Consider the following 16,278-nt stretch of genomic DNA (forward strand, 5'->3'; position numbering starts at 1 on the left):
GACATGTTAAAAATTTACAGAAAAACCATCCGCATCGACGGCTCCGGCGCACATCCTCGCCTGGAATCGCCTCCACAAAGTAAGCTGTCCAATCTGCTGAGTATTCCGGCGATGATTGCCGGCGCGGTATTGGGCACCGTGGTGTTTTCCGCGTTTTTTGCCTTGCTGCTGATTCCGGTAGCGATCATCGGCATCAGAGGCTGGTGGTTGCTACGAAAGCTGAAAAATGCCCAGGTTGACGGACAAAGTCTGGAAGCTGAATATACCGTGGTGTCAGACCCGGCAAAAACCTCCAAGTCGGACTGAGAAATCGCCTGCTTAGGTACAAAAAAAGCCCCCACCTTGAGCGGGGTGGAGGCTGTGGAATGTGTAGCTTTACAACGAGGAGGTACTACGAAAAAACTTAAAATCGGACCGGTTTAGCCGCTTCGATATTGCTAAACAGGGAAGCAGCGCCAAAAAACAGAGTGGAAAGAACAAACTGACCGGACAGGAAGCTGAACATACCGGTTGCAAAAAACAATCCGGTGACGATGTCTTTATACAGATTGCTTGACTGGTTCATTTTTTCCGCCTTGACTGGGTTTCAGTCGATTCATTGAAGACGGTTTAACTATAAACCTTTGCTGTTTATTTACAATAAGGTATTTATTGCATGATTTGTTTCTTATTTTGAAACAAATTTAGTTACGCACCACCCTTCACCAGCCCAATTGAACCTCAACTCGGTTCAAACTTAAGCTACCGATATTGATGCAGGAGGATGTAGTCATGAGCCACCATTTAAATCTACTGCGCGCCATATTCCAGGATCCGCTTAGCGGTAACATCCATTGGCGGGAAATAGAATCGCTGTTGCATCACCTGGGCGCCAACCTGCAACCCAGCCATGGTGCGCGCTTTCACGTGATGCTGAATAATGTCGAAGGCGTGTTGCATCATCCACACCACAGCGGCATATGCACTAAACAGGAAGTCAAACATCTGCGCGAATATCTGGCAAGCGCCGGCATCAGTCCTTCCGCGTATGAAGAACAGCACAACAAACCACATTAGCCCAACGTCTGCCCTAAGGTTTTTAAGCATTTAACACGACCATGGTCCACAGCAAGGATTGAACGGAACGCCCGATGAAATGGATTACAAAAAGCGTATTGCTGGCGGTGTTGCTATTGCCTGTATTGTCGGGAATGGCGCTATGGCTGGCAATTGATGACGCGCCCAAATTACAAACCCGAGCCGACCTGACACCGGAACAAATTGCCCGCGGCAAATTGATTTTTCGGCAAAACGATCCGCGCCGTCTAAAATCCGGCGCTATTGCCCAAGTGGCACTGGATCAACAGGAATTGGACCTGGCGATCAATTATCTTGCCAATCAATACGCTAACGGCGTAGCGGGTTTACGGCTCTATCAAGGCCGCGCCCACATCGACGCCAGCTTGCCTTTACCACGAAATCCTGTAGGCCAATATCTGAATTTGACGTTGGCGCTGAAGCAAACCAGCGACTTACCGGAAGTGGACCACCTGTCTTTGGGACAAATCCGGCTGCCCGGCATGCTAGCCAAACTCTTGGTGAAATGGGCGCTCAACACCTTGCAACCGGCAGCGGATCGGCAAGCCTTCGCCGATATTGTCAAGCATGTGCTGTTTCAACCCCAGCGCCTGACGGTAACCTATCGTTGGCAAGCTGACTTGCCCGGCAAATTGCGCGGCGCCTTGCTAACGCCTGATGACCAACAACGTCTGCAGGCTTATCAGCGACATTTAGCGGAACTAAGCCGGACAGATAACAAAAGCCTCAGTCTCACTGATTTCAGCAAACCGCTGTTTCAGCTGGCCGCACAACGAAGCGCCAGCAACGACCCGATTCAGGAAAACCGGGCATTGATTCTGATATTGACACTTTATGCCAATCAACAGCGCCTGACGAAAATTCTCCCGGAATCCAGACTTTGGCCCCGCCCGATTTGGCGCCAATTAACGCTGAACGGCCGCGACGACCTAGCGAAACATTACCTGGTTTCGGCGATGCTGGCGGCCTATTCCGGCACCCCGTTGGCCGACGCGGTGGGTTTGTTTAAGGAAATAGAAGATTCGCGCGGCGGCAGCGGTTTTTCGTTTAACGACCTCGCCGCCGACCGGGCCGGCACGCGCATGGGCGAACAAGCCGTCGCCAGCCCGGCGCTGGCAAGGAGAATCCAATCAATATTAGCCAACGCCGATGAAAATCAAATGATGCCGGTTACCGCCGATTTACCGGAATCGCTAAGCGAAGCCGAGTTTATCCGCCGCTTTGGCGGTACCGACGGCGAAGCGTACAAACAACTGATGCAAGACATAGAACGGCGTATCGCGGCCTTGCCGGTGAACCGGGAATGATGGATGAGCGAAAATCTGGCTGGCCGGCGAAGCCACCGCAAACGGTTGGTGACTAACCCACGGCCACTTTTGCTCGCGCCAACAAGGCCGTAAACTCTTCGGCGGCCATCGGTTTGCCAAACAGATAACCCTGCGCCTCGTCGCAGTCGTTTCTCAACAAATATTGCGCCTGTTGCTCCGTCTCCACGCCTTCCGCTATCACCTTGAATTTCAGGATCTTGGCGATGGAAATAATCACCATCACAATCGCGGCGGCGTCTGCGTCGTCGGGTATGTTCGCCACAAATGAGCGGTCGATTTTCAGCTTGTCGAAGGCAAACTGCTTGAGTTGGTTCAAACTGGAATAACCGGTGCCAAAATCGTCTATCGAAATTTGCAAGCCGGCTTCCCTGAGCTTGGCCAATATAGCCCGCTTCCGTCCCGGATTGCGGATGAACAAACTTTCCGTCAGCTCCAATTCCAGGTATTCGGCGGGCAAGCCGGTTTCATTGACGATGGCGATAACTTGCGCGACAAAGTCTTCCTGATCCAATTGCCGCGCCGAGACATTGACCGCCATCGTGAACGCCGGATAGCCGCTTTGCCGCCAAATTTGGCTCTGCCGGCACGCCTCGCCCAACACCCACGCACCTATCGCCTCGATCAGGCCGATTTCTTCGGCGACCGGAATGAATTGATCGGGCGGAATCAAACCCAGCTCGGGATGTCGCCAGCGGATCAGCGCCTCGGCGCCGACGATCCGCCCGGAATCCAGATCGATTTGCGGCTGGTAGTGAAGAAAAAATTCGTCGCGTTGCAGCGCCCGGCGTAAATCGCTTTCCAGGCGCAGCTTGGTCGACACGACAAATTCCATATTATCTTCATAAAAACAATAGGTATTGCCCTGCTCCTTGGCGCGGTACATCGCGGTATCGGCGTGTTTGATCAGCAAACCGCTATCGGCGCCGTCGGCAGGATACAGCGAAATGCCGATACTGGAGCTGACGTAAAACTCTTGCTCCATTAACGCGAATGGCTGGGCGATAGCGATACGGATCTTGTCGGCGACGGCAGCGGCGACTTGCGGATTGCTGATATTTTCCAACAACAGCGTAAATTCGTCGCCGCCGAACCGGGACACCATGTCTTCCCGCCGCACACAGCCTTGAATCCGCTCTGCCGCGGCTTTCAACAACTGGTCGCCGACATCGTGCCCCAAAGTGTCGTTAGTCAGTTTGAATCTATCCAGATCCAGAAACAGCACGGCATGCAGCTGATTTTGATCAGCGCTGACGGCGATCACCGAGTTCAGCCGGTCGATGAATTGCGTGCGATTGGCCAGATTGGTCAAGGGATCGTGGTAAGCCAGGCGATTCAAGGTCCGCTGCGTCAGGCTGGCTTCCAACAAATGCGCGATACGTTTACGCAATACCGCGAAATGAATCGGTTTGGGAATGTAATCGTTAGCCCCTATCGAAAAAGCCAATTCCACCGAATGGTCGTTTTCCAAGGCGGTAATCATCAGTATCGGCACCTCCGCCCCATGGGGCAGCGCGCGAATTTTGCGGCAGGCCTCGAAACCGTCCATTTCCGGCATCATCGCGTCCATCAAGATCAAATCCGCCATTTGCCGCTGGCACAGCGCCAGCGCCTGCCGGCCGGTGCCGGCCAAATCCACCCGGTAGCCATCTTTCTCCAAAACATCTTGCAAGGCAAACCGCATGGCTCTATCGTCGTCCGCCACCAAAATCCTGGGGCCGGCCTGCGGGACCGGGTCAGCAGCCGTTTCCGCGCCTATTTCCAAGCTCAACAGTTGTTCGATGAACCGGTATTCGTCGCGCAATTGCTGCAGCAAGGCCTCGCCGTTTTCAATCTGCGCTTCAGCCGCCTGCTCTTCCAGTTGCCGGGCAATCAGCGCCAGCTTTTCTGCGCCCAGGTTGCGGCTGGCACCTTTCAGGCCATGGGCCGATTCACGCAATTGCGCGTGATTGTCCGTCGCCAGCGCCTGGGCGATTTGCTCGATTTGCGCCGGCGCGTCTTCCAGATAATAGCCCACCATCTTCACAAAACCCTGGCCGATTTCCTCGCGCAATTGGCGTAAAACCGCGTGATCCAGCGCCTCCAGCGACGGCTCCGGCGAGAGCGGCTCGGCGGTCAGGCACGGCCTGCCCTCGAACCAACTCAGCAGTTTTTCCCGCAACGGCTTCAGCTTGATCGGTTTGGCCAGATAATCGTCCATCCCGGCCGCCAGACACAAATCGCTATCGCCTTGCTGAGCGTTGGCGGTCATCGCCACGATGGGCAGCCGGCCCAAGGGTTCAGGCAGCAGCCTGATGCGTCGAGTCGCCTCAAAGCCGTCCATAGTCGGCATGTGGCAGTCCATCAGGATTAAATCGAAAGCCTGATGCTCCAGCCAGGACAAGGCCTCGACGCCGGAACCGGCGATTTCGTAGCGGCAACCCAGCCGCTCCAGCATGCCCGCGGCCACCATTTGACTGGCACGGTTGTCTTCGACGATCAATATGCGCCGCCCGAGCACGACGCTTTGCTCGACCTCGGGCGCCAAGTCGGCCGCGGGTTCCTGATAATCCTGACCGGCGGTCAATATGAAATCGTATAGTTTGGAAACCTGTACCGGTTTCGCCAACTGTGCAGCCACGTTTGGCAAGCGCGGCAGATTGACGGCATTAACGGGGTCGGACAGCAACACGATTTTGACATCGGCCAGCGCCGGATCGTCAACAATCATATCCACCCAAGTGGCATCGCCGGCATCTCTCAGATCGATGATGACAAAATGATACGCCTGGTCTTGATCATTGGCGGAACGCAACATATCCACGGCTTTGATGCCGTAGCCGCTATGCCGGTAGTGAATTTTCCAACGCGCCAGACTTTGCGCCAAAAACTGGCGCATTTTGTCGTTCTCGGTCACGACCAATATCCGCAGATTGGCGAAATAGGCTTGCCGGGCCTCGGAGATGCCCTCGGTACCGCGCGGCGGATTGAAGGGTACGGTAAACCAGAACGAACTACCTTGCCCTTCGCGGCTTTGGACGCCGATTTGCCCCCCCATCAGTTGCACCAACTGCCGGCAAATCGCCAACCCCAGGCCTGCGCCTTCGTAATGCCGGGTCCTGGAACCGTCGGCCTGGACAAAGGCATCAAAAATACTGGTTTGTGCCGCCTCGGGTATGCCCATCCCGGTATCGGTCACGCAAAACCGCAACGGGATGGTATCGCTCTCCGCCGCTTCGGTGTGTACATCAATGGTGATGCCGCCTTGTTCGGTAAACTTCAACGCATTGCCGACCAAATTAATCAGCACTTGCCGCACCCTGGACGCTTCGCCGTTCAACACCAGCGGTATATCGTCGGCTAGCGAGTAGGTGAGCTGCAGATTTTTTCGGTGCGCCTGCGCAGACATCAATTCCACGACTTCGTCCAAGGTTTCGTAAAGCACGAAGTCGACCGGCTGCCGCTTCATCATGCCGGATTCAATGCGCGAGAAATCCAGAATATCTTCGATTAACTTCAACAACGCTTCGCCGGCGTTGCGGGCTACCATCGAGTATTCCAGTTGCTTGGGCGTCAGCCCCATATCCTGCAGCAACTCCAGCATACCCAGCACCGCGTTCAGCGGCGTGCGCAGTTCGTGGCTGACATTGGCGGCAAACTCGCCCTTCAGGCGCGCCGATTCCAGCGCGGTATCACGAGCTCGCTCCAACTGCTTTTCCCGGGTTTCCAACACCGCCATCATGGTGTTGAAGGCTTCACCCATTTCGATGATGTCTCGCGACCCGCTCAAGCGGGCCCGCACGTTTTTCGCGCCGGCTGAGGCCTTGCGCATCCTCAGCGCCAGTTGTTGAATCGGCAAAGTCAAACGCCGCGACATCGCCAATAAAAACAGCAAAAACACCGTGGCCGAGCCGCTGGACGCCATCAAAGTGGTCCAGCGAATTTTTTCTTTCATGACATTCAGCGATTGCTTGCCCATCACCAAGCGCACGTAGCCGACCAATTCCGGCGTCGGCGTTTGCGCCTCGAACGGTGACGCCTCTTGCTCCGCGGTGTTACGCGCGAATACCGGCGCGGCAAAATACCAGGCTTGTTCGTTCTCATGCACCAAGGCCAGGGATTCCGGCCAGCGCGCCGCGTCGGCAGCGGGCATCGCCGGTTCGCCGCGTTCGAATAAGGGCTCCAGGGCGTTGTTGTAAATGGCTACGCCGTGCACATCGGGAAACGCCAGGAAGCGTCGGGCCGGCTCCTCGGCGTTCTCCCGGCTGGCATACAGCAAAGCCAGCGTGCTCTGTGCCGCAAAGGCTTCCGTAGATTGGAGGCCTTGGGCGACCCATTTATCGCGGACGATGTAGTAAGACAGCGTGGAAATGCCGAATGCCGACAGTATCGAGATCACTACCAGACCGAAACAAAAGGTCACGGCCAGCTGTTGCAGGAAGCTCGCCCGCTTGAACCTGGGCCATCGCAAACGCTTCATTGCGTTTAAGGGACCGGGAAAACCATCGCGAATTCGCGGCGTGTCTGACTGGAAAAACGCAAACCCAGATGTTCCGCGGTGCGTAAATTAACGGCCACCAGCAAATCCCGCAGCAATTCGACCGATTCAAACTTGCCGCCCGCCTGTACTTGCTGGACGGCCAGACCGGCCAAACTGCGGCCCATGCTGAAATTGTCCGGGTATAAGGAAAATAGTGCCCCTTTGCGCACATGGTCGAGATTGCTGGAAAACACCACGAAATTTTTCTCCCAGGCTTCGCGCAGTACTTCCGGTAACAAGGATTGCTCGTCCATGGCGGCGTTTTCGCGCGGCAGCCAGAGGGCAATAGAGTTGTCTTTAATCTCCAGCAAAATCTGCCGGAACTGATCCGAGGAATCGTGTAAGTTGCCGGTCGGTTGCGCCACCAGCGTCAAGCCACGTTCCAGAGCCGCCCGTCCGGCACGCTCGATCTCCCAGGCAGTTTGCCGAGGATCGTAGATCACGGTGATTTTTTTCACCTCCGGCACCAATTTTTTCAAATGGTCGAACATCGCTTCCGGGGCCGGCGTCAGACTGATACCGGCCAAGCCCTGCACCTCATCCGGGCGGATCATGGTCGCGCCGATCACCACCGGAAATTGGGAAGATACCGATTTGGCGACCGCCAAGCCGGCGCGGCCCAGCGTCACGACCACATCGATCCTGTCGTTTTTCAGGTCCTGAATCAATTTTTCGACCGACTTGTCGCGCTCGCTCAGCAGGTAATGCCCAACCGGCTTACCCAGCTCCTGTTCCATGCCGCGCGCGATCTCCATGAACACCGAGCGGTAGGGCTCGCGCACATCGGGATAAACGATGGCAACGGTCGGCGCTTGCGCCCAGGCGCCACCGCAAAAAGGCCACAGCAGACATAAGGCCAATCCGAGCTGAAAAAATAGTCTATAGAACAAAATGACTCCCGAACTACGGTGTAAACAAGACCCAAGCAACGGCGCCTCGGCTAAAAATGAAGACTGATTTCGCCGTAAAAACTGCGCGGCGCCAACGGCAAATCGTTGGGAATGGCGGCCGGATTGCCGGCCAGACTGGGTTCCCGGGCACTGACATCAAACAGATTGCGCACGGAAAACGCCACTTCCAGATGCTTGGCCAAATTCTGCCGGCGTAGCGTCACATCCACCCAAGTATAATCCGCGACCGGTTTGCGCGTATCGCCGAAACTACGGTCGCGCCCCACTATCCATTTCGCTTGCGGACTGAGTTGCCAATCGGGCAAAAACTCCCAATTCAGGCGCAGATAGACCTGATGATGCGGCGCATATCCGCTATCGCGGTCCAGAGCCTGGTCACGGCTACGTTGATAGGCATAGTTGCCGATAATTTTCAAAGTGTCGGCGGCCTGCCATTCCGCCTCCAGTTCGGTGCCGTAGCCTTGCTGGACACCGGTATTTTGCGCGGTGGAAGTGGTGGTATTGGCATCCGGTACAAAACGGATGATGTCCTTCCACCAGAAGTTAAAGAAATTCAAACCCAGGCGCAGGCTGTCCGTCGGCCGGTAATCGAAACCCAACTCGACGTTTTCCATGGTTTCCGGGCGTAAGGCGGCATTACCGAGTTGCGCCGGGTTGTTGATGATATACATTTCTTGAAACGACGGCGCCCGAAACGCCGAGCCATACATCAGCTTTGCCGTTAAATCGTAGCGGGCTTCCCAGATCAAGGCCGCGCGCGGATTGAAGGTATTGCCGAAGTCCGAATAGCGGTCGTAGCGGGCACCGGCGGTCAAACTCCAGTCGTTGGCAAAATTCCATTGGTCTTGTAAAAACAGGTATGCCACTTTCCGGTCCACTTCCGGAATGAAGGTCGCGGAGGTGCCGGAGACGTCGGTCAGCGGAATCCCCGGCAGCGACGGTATCGGCGTGCCGGTGGCGGGATCGATACCAAAATTCTGACTGACCCGCGCCTTGAACAGGCTGTCGTAATTAAAACCGATGCCGCTGCGTAACTGATGTCCCTGAAAACCGCCGTAAGCAAAGGTCTGGCTGATACGGACATGGCGTTCCCACACCTCAGGGTTGCCGATGTAACCGTTCGGAAAGGTGACCGGCGCACCGGCGCCGATCTGGCCGTTGGCACCGATAGGCAAGGTAGTGCCGGCCGGAAATAGCGTCAGATTGCGCTCGATTTCCTGACTGGTTTCGAAATAGCTGGCTTGCGTCGTCAAATCCCAGTTTTCGATGTCGGCGTTATGGTAAGTGACGTCGGCGTTCCAACGGTCGCTGGCATAACGGTTGACCGGGTCGAGGGCTTGCGCGATACCCGAGCCGTTGCCGAAATCGCTACGGTGTTGCAGGCCGCCGCGAAACCGCCAATGGCCGCGCGACAAATCCAATCGGGCGTCGAGATTGTCGCGCGACATATTCAAGGGCCCCGGCGCCAGCGAAGCACGGGTTCCCAACAAGCTATCAAACTGGCTTTGTAGGTCGGCATCGACGTTGGCGTCCTGCCCGGCAGTCTTGTGGTATTCGAAAGCCAAGGCAACGTCAAAGCCGGCCCATTCGCCGCCATGCAAGGCCCAGCCGTCATAGGTGTCGAAACTGCCGACCCGGCCACCGACCTCAGTACCTTCAATGTCCTGTTTGGTTTTGGTGATGACGTTGATTACCCCGGCGAAGGCATCGGCACCGTATACCGCCGATCCCGGCCCGCGCACAATTTCGATACGGGCGATGTCGCGGATCGGCATGCCGCCCCACACCTCGCTGCGGCTGCCGGTATAGGAATTGGTGATCGGGATGCCGTTAATCATCATCAGCACTTGCTGATTGAACTGCGAATAAATGCCGCGAAACGTGTAAATCGGGTTATAGCCTATCGTGTTGCGTTCGACGTGCAGGCCGGGCACGCTTTCCAACGCTTCGTCTATGTCGGTGGCGCCTATTTGTTTGATGTCGTCGGCCGTGATAACGGTGGCAATCGACGGGGCTTTGGAAATCGGTTGTTTGTAACCGCTGGCGATACTGACCATATCCTCGGTGCCGTAGATTTGCGACAAAGCTCTTTCTTCCTCTTCCGTGGAAACCGGTTGCGCATGCGCGGACACACTGATCAGGCAAGCGCAACAAGTGACAAACAGCGGGCGGACCAACATGGCTAACTCCAGTTTGGAATTCTAGTTATTTCGGAAGTTATGCATTAACACTGGGGCTAATTTTGCCGAAGGATACCAAGGAGCGGGCGATGTTTGTTAATTTTCAGCCTATCGATTAACTCAGATCAATTCTTCCAGGTTTTCCGGCACAGCCGAAAGGATAGCAGAGACAAGCAAATCCGGGCCGGCGATACCGCTGGGCAGGCTAGCGATTGTGGGGTGACCCGGCCCTGTTTGCCACAGGCGCGGGGGACCGTCCACCCTCTTCTACCCGGTTGTTCCGGACGCAGCCAACAGACTCGGCTTGATCGGTATTTGCGGATTGGCCGATTAACAAGGCCACGATAACCCCCGCCAAGATGCAAGACACGCCTTTCCAGAACGCCGCCGGATTGCGTTCCAGCAATGCCGAACCGGTTTTGGTCAAAAACGCCGGGTTGGGATGGCGTAAGTCAAAAATGAATTCGGATAAATCTTCGTAGCGCTTATACGGATCGGGATGCGCGGCCTTGCGGATCGCATCATCCACCCAGCTCGGAATATCCCGGTTGCGATACAAAGTAGCGTCGTAATTGAGTTTGTTCTGTGCGGCCCGAGATTTGCATTTGGCCACTTCCGCCCCGTAAGGCAGTTTGCCGGTCAGCATTTGATAGGTAATCACTGCTAAGGAAAACTGCTCCGAGCGCACCGTGCCCGGCTCGCCCAGAAAATACTCCGGCGCGGTATATTGCGCGGTACCGAGAATAGCATTGCCGCCGATGGGTGCGCCCATCTCCATGACGCCGGCGACCCTAGTTGAACCGAAGTCGATGATTTTAACGGTGCCGGTACTGTCTATCATGATGTTGTCCGGTCGCAAATCCTGATGCAGCATTTCCAGACGATGAAAGCCGCGCAAGCCCTTGGCGATTTGTTCGACGATGCCGCGCACGGTTTCCAGATCAGGTTGCGGATGATCGATCATCCACTGTTTCAGAGTCTGGCCGTCGATAAATTCCGTCGCCACATAGAGAAAATTGCGTTTGCGCGTCTGCGCGCACGGCTGCAACACATGGGCGTTATTGATACGACGGGCAATCCAGTCTTCCATCAGAAAGCGCTCCAGATACGCCGGATCGCCGCGCAAGTCTATGGACGGGGTTTTAAGCACCACCTGCGCCTGGGTGTCGTTGTCCACCGCCAAGTAGATATGGCTGCGGCTGCTGGCGTGCAATTGGCGGACGATGGTGTAGCCATCAAACTCCATCCTGGCGTCCAACGGCGGTGGAAACGGCAAGTCGGTTAAAGACTGATACAACTCGTTGGCGCTGGGTAGCGGCAGTTGGTCGATACGCACAATCTGCACGGTCAGATTATCGCTGCTGCCATTTGCGTAGGCCGCCTCGACGATGTTTTTTGCGGCAGCGTCCAGATCGTCGCCGGCTTGCAGGATAGTTTGGGTAACGAAGCGCGGGCTGACGTATTCGTAGACGCCGTCGGTCGCCAATACAAATATGTCGCCCAAACTGACGGCCAGCGTTTGATAGTCTATTTCCAGATGCGAATCCATGCCCATGGCCCGGCTCAGATAGCTTTTTTCCTGAGACAGCCACAAACGGTGGTCGTGGGTCAGCTGTTCCAGTTCCTCGCCGCTTACCCGATAAATCCGCGTGTCGCCCACAGAAAACAGATGCGCGGTGGCGGATTTAATCACCAGCGCACTCAAGGTGCAGACATAGCCGCGATCCATATCATAGCAATCGCGGCTTTGCCGGGTTTGCGCGTACAGCCAGGAATTGGTGGCCGTCAGTACCCGCTGCACCGACTTCTTCACCGACCAGGCTTCCGAGGTGCAAAAATAATCCGCCAAAAAACCGGTCACCGCCGCCTGGCTGGCAATATGACTGACCTCGCTGCTGCTGATGCCGTCGGCCAAGGCGATGGCAATGCCTTTGGCGCTTAACTGCGGCTCTTTGGCAATATAAACGCCATGAAAATCCTGATTCAGCGCCTTGCGGCCCTTGTCGGAATATTGGCCGACAGTGATGCTTAATTTCCCGGACATGGTTTAAAGCAAGGCGGCCTCAATAACTCTTATAAGGCAGAAACTTCCCGCTCATCACGATCTTGACCCGGTCGCCTTTCGGATCGGGCTCACGCTGCAAGTCCATACTAAAATCGATGGCGCTCATGATGCCGTCGCCGAATTCTTCGTGGATTAAGGCCTTAAACGTAGTGCCGTAGACATTCACCAGCTCGTAGAAACGGTAAATCAATGGATCGGTTGGCACGGCGCTGGGCAGCGAACCTTTGTACGGCACTACTTGCAATTGGGCAATAGCCGCGGGCGGCAACTCCAGCAACGCGCCGATGATCGCGGCTTGCTCGGCGTTCAAGGTCATCTGTCCCAGCAATGCGGCAGTGGTCCATTCCTTACTCAAACCAATCGCTTCAGCCAGTTGCGCCCAGCTCAATTGCTTGGCCAGTTTTTGCGTAACGACCAACTCGGTCACTTCGTTGCGTGTCATGTTTAACTCCTTAGCTTGGTTAACAGCGAGAAAAACCCCGTGCTCAGCGGCATCGGGGCCGGATCGCTTGGCGCTTAGTTGGAAGAGCGCTTCGGCGCAGTTTTGACATGCGTGGAATACAGCGTCAAACCGGTGAAGGCCAAGCCGCCGACCAGATTACCCAACACCGTGGGGATCTCGTTCCAGACAAAATAATCCATGATCGAAAAATTGCCGCCCATGATCAAACCGGAGGGGAACAAAAACATGTTCACGACAGAATGCTCGAAGGTCATGCCAAAGAACAGCATGATGGGCATCCACATCGCGATCACTTTACCGCTGACCGACGTCGAAATCATCGCGCCCACCACACCCGTAGACACCATCCAGTTACACAGCATCCCGCGAATAAAAATCGTCAGCCAGCCGGCTATGCCGTATTTGGCATAGCCCAAGGTCCGTGCTTCGCCGATACCGGCCAGCTTTTTACCGACGGCGTCCGGTTCCACGGAGAAGCCGTAAGTAAAGACCACCGACATCATCACCGCCACTGTCAACGCGCCGAGAAAATTGCCTAAAAACACCAAGCCCCAATTTCTGAGCACGCCGCTCAGCGTCACCCCGGCGCGCTTGTCCAGCCAAGCCAGCGGCGTTAATACGAACACGCCGGTCAGCAAATCGAAACCCAATAAATACAACATGCAAAAACCGACCGGGAACAAAATCGCCCCAAAGATCGGCGAGTTGGTTTGCACGGTAATCGACACCGCAAATACCGCCGCCAGCGCCAGGATCGCGCCGGCCATGTAAGCGCGGATTAAGGTGTCGCGGGTAGACATGAAGATTTTGGATTCACCGGCATCGACCATCTTTGTAACGAATTCCGAAGGGATCAGATAGGACATAACTCACCTTTAAATTGTGGGAAGGACTTGAATGTCGGTGGTTATCAAGCACCGCCATTCGTTTAAATAAGCCTGTATGCGCAAGCTAAAGCTCCCTTGGAAACGGCGTGTTTGTGATCAGCGAAAGTCCGAAAGGGAAAAGCGGGACAACGGCCGAGCAAACAGTATTGCGGGTTATAAAACCAGCAACGTTTCAACGCCGTTGTTGAAGGGAACCGAGGGTGCGCCATTGCACCGGGTAAATTGCAGCACGGATTGTGCCAGCGCTTTGAATCCAGCCTAACTAAGCTTTGCGCTGCCAAGCTCAGCAAGCTAAATCAGCATCGCGCACCAAAACGGACTGCCACCGCACCAAAACAGGAAAACACCAATCTGAGACAAGTCCGGAGACAGATGCGAAGCCATTATCAGCAATCCGCTTCCGGCAACCGGCCACTCGCGGCTATTTTCAGCAAAAACATCAAGTAGCGGCTATGCTTCGCCGACATTTTCCCAGTAACCGATTCTAACGTCACCATCTTATTTAGCCGAGCCTATGCCATCGTCGTCGCTTAATAAAAAACTGGTTCTTACTTACAGCGCGTGGAGACAACTACTTGCGCTACTGGGATTAGCGCTGGCCTTCCTAATGGCTTGGGCGGGATTTCTAAGTAACTTTTTCATCGTCGAAGTTAGTTTTATTTTATTCGGCGCGTATGCTGCTTGGGCGCTGCTTGGCATCATCTCGACTCAATCGATTACGCTGTATCCCGACAAAATCGTCAAACGCAGCTGGCTCGGCCAAACCACCATTCCAACCCATGCCTTGCTGGTGACTGATAGCCAGGATCAAGGAAATGCGAAATCCTGGCGCTTTTTTCACGGCTCCAACAAAAACCAACGTGAGTCTATTCAAATAGCAGGCAATTTTTTGTCGGCGGAGCTGCGACTATGGGTGGATTCGTATCGACGTAACATCTATCGGCTTGGCAGTTTCTCCAGCAGCCCGTTGAGCAGCAATAGCGCCGTCTGCGTGGAGTTCGATAAAGCGGTGTCGTCCTTCCGTTTCATGGCCGTGCTGACCGGCGTCTATCTGTTGGTGTACGTGATTTATGCAACGATGCTGCATTGGCAATACCCGCTATTTGCCGGTTACGCTCCTCAATTGCCGGCCTGGCCGGTGCGCTTGTTGTTTGTTGCCATCGCCTTGGCGGCCTATCCGCTATTGCAAACGCTAGCCAAGCCACCCATCGGCGTTTCGAACTATACGGTGCGCGTGGCGCTGGCCCAGCAACGAGCCTTCCGCTCCGCATTGATCGCCAATGGCGTGGCTTGGTTGGGCTTACCGCTGTTTCTGCTGTGCGGTAACAGGCTGGATTTTTATCTGCTGTTGTCGATAGGCGCGCTTTATCACTACGACTTCTATCCCCGGCTATCCACCTGGGAAAGCGTGTTGCAAGCCGCACCGGAAACCCGGCCGGTGCAAGCGGCAGTCCCTCGGCGTTCCATGCAGGTGTCCTTGGCGTTATTGGGCGGCTTATCGTTAGCCAATTACCACGGGAACCCGGACGATTTTCGGATCCGCCAACAAGATTGCGTCGACGACCAGGGCAACCCGATTGAATGCCGAAGCAGCGGTGGCCACGGCGGCGGCTCGAGCTCCCGTTATAGCGGCAATGGCAGCGCGGACAGCCATAGTTCGGTCAGGCGCGGCGGCTTCGGTTTCTTCGGCGGTTCGCACAGTTCTTTCGGCGGCTAGTTATGCAAAGAATCGCCATCACACCCCGCGCCGATTGGCAGCAGCGCGTCGAAGCCGTGGGGATGAATTATCACACCCTGGACGGCGATGTTTATTGGGACGAATCGGCCTGCTATCGCTTCACGGCCAGCCAGATCGATATTCTCGACGACGTCACCGCCGAATTGCATACGCTGTGTCTAAAAGCCGTTCAGGCCATCATAGACCGCAAGTTGTTCAAACAACTGCTGATTCCGGCTTGGGCCGTGCCCTATATTGTCGATTCGTGGGAACGCCGTGAACCCAGCGTTTACGGCCGCTTCGATCTGGCCTGGGACGGCAGCGGCCAGCCCAAATTGCTGGAATACAACGCCGACACGCCCACTGCGCTGCTGGAAGCCGGCGTGGTGCAGTGGTTCTGGTTGCGGGATTGTTATCCGGACGCCGATCAATTCAATTCCATACACGAAAAACTGCTGGTCTTTTGGCAAGATTACCGGCAACGCCAGCCCAGCCTGCATTTTGCCGGCGTCGACAGCAGCGACGAAGACATCGGCAATCTGGAATATCTGCGCGACACCGCTGTACAAGCCGGCCTGCAAACCCAACGCTTGGCTATTGATCAAATCGGCTGGGACGCCGGCGGGCAACACTTTGTCGATCTGCGCAATAACCCCATCCGCGCGTTGTTCAAACTGTATCCCTGGGAATGGCTGTTGCAAGAAGAGTTTGGCCCTTACCTGCCGCAAGCCCAACCGGCGATGTTGGAACCACCCTGGAAACTGCCGCTCAGCAACAAAGGCCTGTTGCCGATTTTGTGGGAGCTGTTTCCCGGCCACCCCAATTTGCTGGAGGCCGGTTTCGCCGACCAACCGCTGCTGGGCGATTATGTACGCAAGCCGCTGTATTCCCGCGAAGGCGCCAACATCCAGATTCGCCGGGGCGCCAGCCTCGTCGAAACCGGCGGTAGTTACGGCGGCGAGGCCTGCATTTATCAACGCTATACCCCGCTGCCCGAGTTTGCCGGCAATTTCCCGGTGATCGGCTCCTGGATCATCGCCGATCAACCGGCCGGCATCGGCATCCGGGAAGACAAAACCGAAATCACCGGCAACAATAGCCGCTTCATCCCGCATTATTTCGTCGAGAATTGAC

12 protein-coding genes are annotated in these 16,278 nt (G+C 55.6%); 5 read left to right on the top strand and 7 right to left on the bottom strand.

The features are described from left to right. Positions 1-3 precede the first annotated feature (3 nt). Positions 4-306 (top strand): hypothetical protein, encoded by a 303-nt coding sequence (locus DDY07_RS11800; RefSeq protein WP_171696038.1) that lies wholly within the window; start codon positions 4-6, stop codon positions 304-306. Between the two features lie 97 nt (positions 307-403). Here the strand turns inward: DDY07_RS11800 and DDY07_RS11805 are convergent, their stop codons facing one another. Beyond that, entirely contained in the window at positions 404-565 is a 162-nt protein-coding gene (locus DDY07_RS11805) for a hypothetical protein (protein WP_171696039.1), read from the bottom strand. 206 nt (positions 566-771) lie between these two features. On the opposite strand from DDY07_RS11805, the gene DDY07_RS11810 reads away from it, so the two are divergent. Beyond that, entirely contained in the window at positions 772-1,056 is a 285-nt protein-coding gene (locus tag DDY07_RS11810) for a type II toxin-antitoxin system HicA family toxin (RefSeq protein ID WP_171696040.1), read from the top strand. Positions 1,057-1,130: 74 nt separating this feature from the next. Beyond that, complete coding sequence (locus DDY07_RS11815) at positions 1,131-2,384, top strand: hypothetical protein (RefSeq protein ID WP_171696041.1); 1,254 nt, start codon at positions 1,131-1,133, stop codon at positions 2,382-2,384. 52 nt (positions 2,385-2,436) lie between these two features. Here the strand turns inward: DDY07_RS11815 and DDY07_RS11820 are convergent, their stop codons facing one another. The 6 genes from DDY07_RS11820 to DDY07_RS11845 all read right to left on the bottom strand — a co-directional run bounded on the left by DDY07_RS11820 (position 2,437) and on the right by DDY07_RS11845 (position 13,406). Further along, positions 2,437-6,804, bottom strand: coding sequence for an EAL domain-containing protein (locus DDY07_RS11820; protein ID WP_367650872.1), 4,368 nt, complete (start codon positions 6,802-6,804; stop codon positions 2,437-2,439). Between the two features lie 62 nt (positions 6,805-6,866). Beyond that, complete coding sequence (locus tag DDY07_RS11825; protein WP_033155487.1) at positions 6,867-7,811, bottom strand: ABC transporter substrate-binding protein; 945 nt, start codon at positions 7,809-7,811, stop codon at positions 6,867-6,869. Positions 7,812-7,861: 50 nt separating this feature from the next. Beyond that, positions 7,862-10,012 (bottom strand): TonB-dependent siderophore receptor, encoded by a 2,151-nt coding sequence (locus tag DDY07_RS11830; RefSeq protein WP_171696043.1) that lies wholly within the window; start codon positions 10,010-10,012, stop codon positions 7,862-7,864. Between the two features lie 205 nt (positions 10,013-10,217). Then, entirely contained in the window at positions 10,218-12,056 is a 1,839-nt protein-coding gene (locus tag DDY07_RS11835) for a bifunctional protein-serine/threonine kinase/phosphatase (RefSeq protein ID WP_253734472.1), read from the bottom strand. 19 nt (positions 12,057-12,075) lie between these two features. Next, positions 12,076-12,519 carry a cyanase gene (gene cynS, locus DDY07_RS11840; protein ID WP_101054970.1) on the bottom strand — a complete coding sequence of 148 codons (444 nt, stop codon included), beginning with the start codon at positions 12,517-12,519 and terminating at the stop codon, positions 12,076-12,078. A gap of 74 nt (positions 12,520-12,593) precedes the next feature. Then, on the bottom strand, positions 12,594-13,406 hold the full coding sequence (locus DDY07_RS11845) for a formate/nitrite transporter family protein (RefSeq protein ID WP_171696044.1): 813 nt from the start codon (positions 13,404-13,406) through the stop codon (positions 12,594-12,596). A 535-nt stretch (positions 13,407-13,941) separates the two neighbouring features. On the opposite strand from DDY07_RS11845, the gene DDY07_RS11850 reads away from it, so the two are divergent. Together DDY07_RS11850 and DDY07_RS11855 are read left to right on the top strand one after the other, a co-directional pair. Beyond that, the gene (locus DDY07_RS11850) at positions 13,942-15,144 is read left to right on the top strand and encodes a hypothetical protein (protein WP_171696045.1); all 1,203 of its coding nucleotides are present in this window, start codon (positions 13,942-13,944) and stop codon (positions 15,142-15,144) included. Positions 15,145-15,146: 2 nt separating this feature from the next. Further along, positions 15,147-16,277: a glutathionylspermidine synthase family protein gene (locus DDY07_RS11855; RefSeq protein WP_171696046.1), complete on the top strand. Its 1,131-nt coding sequence runs from the start codon at positions 15,147-15,149 to the stop codon at positions 16,275-16,277. Position 16,278: the final 1 nt, after the last annotated feature.

The sequence above is a fragment of the Methylomonas sp. ZR1 genome (assembly GCF_013141865.1).
Classification (GTDB): Bacteria; Pseudomonadota; Gammaproteobacteria; order Methylococcales; family Methylomonadaceae; genus Methylomonas.

Coding starts and splice junctions, on each gene's coding strand:
- DDY07_RS11800 (WP_171696038.1), top strand. CDS start 4: ATGTTAAAAATTTACAGAAAAACCATCCGCATCGACGGCTCCGGCGCA.
- DDY07_RS11805 (WP_171696039.1), bottom strand. CDS start 565: ATGAACCAGTCAAGCAATCTGTATAAAGACATCGTCACCGGATTGTTT.
- DDY07_RS11810 (WP_171696040.1), top strand. CDS start 772: ATGAGCCACCATTTAAATCTACTGCGCGCCATATTCCAGGATCCGCTT.
- DDY07_RS11815 (WP_171696041.1), top strand. CDS start 1,131: ATGAAATGGATTACAAAAAGCGTATTGCTGGCGGTGTTGCTATTGCCT.
- DDY07_RS11830 (WP_171696043.1), bottom strand. CDS start 10,012: ATGTTGGTCCGCCCGCTGTTTGTCACTTGTTGCGCTTGCCTGATCAGT.
- DDY07_RS11835 (WP_253734472.1), bottom strand. CDS start 12,056: ATGTCCGGGAAATTAAGCATCACTGTCGGCCAATATTCCGACAAGGGC.
- cynS (WP_101054970.1), bottom strand. CDS start 12,519: ATGACACGCAACGAAGTGACCGAGTTGGTCGTTACGCAAAAACTGGCC.
- DDY07_RS11845 (WP_171696044.1), bottom strand. CDS start 13,406: ATGTCCTATCTGATCCCTTCGGAATTCGTTACAAAGATGGTCGATGCC.
- DDY07_RS11850 (WP_171696045.1), top strand. CDS start 13,942: ATGCCATCGTCGTCGCTTAATAAAAAACTGGTTCTTACTTACAGCGCG.
- DDY07_RS11855 (WP_171696046.1), top strand. CDS start 15,147: ATGCAAAGAATCGCCATCACACCCCGCGCCGATTGGCAGCAGCGCGTC.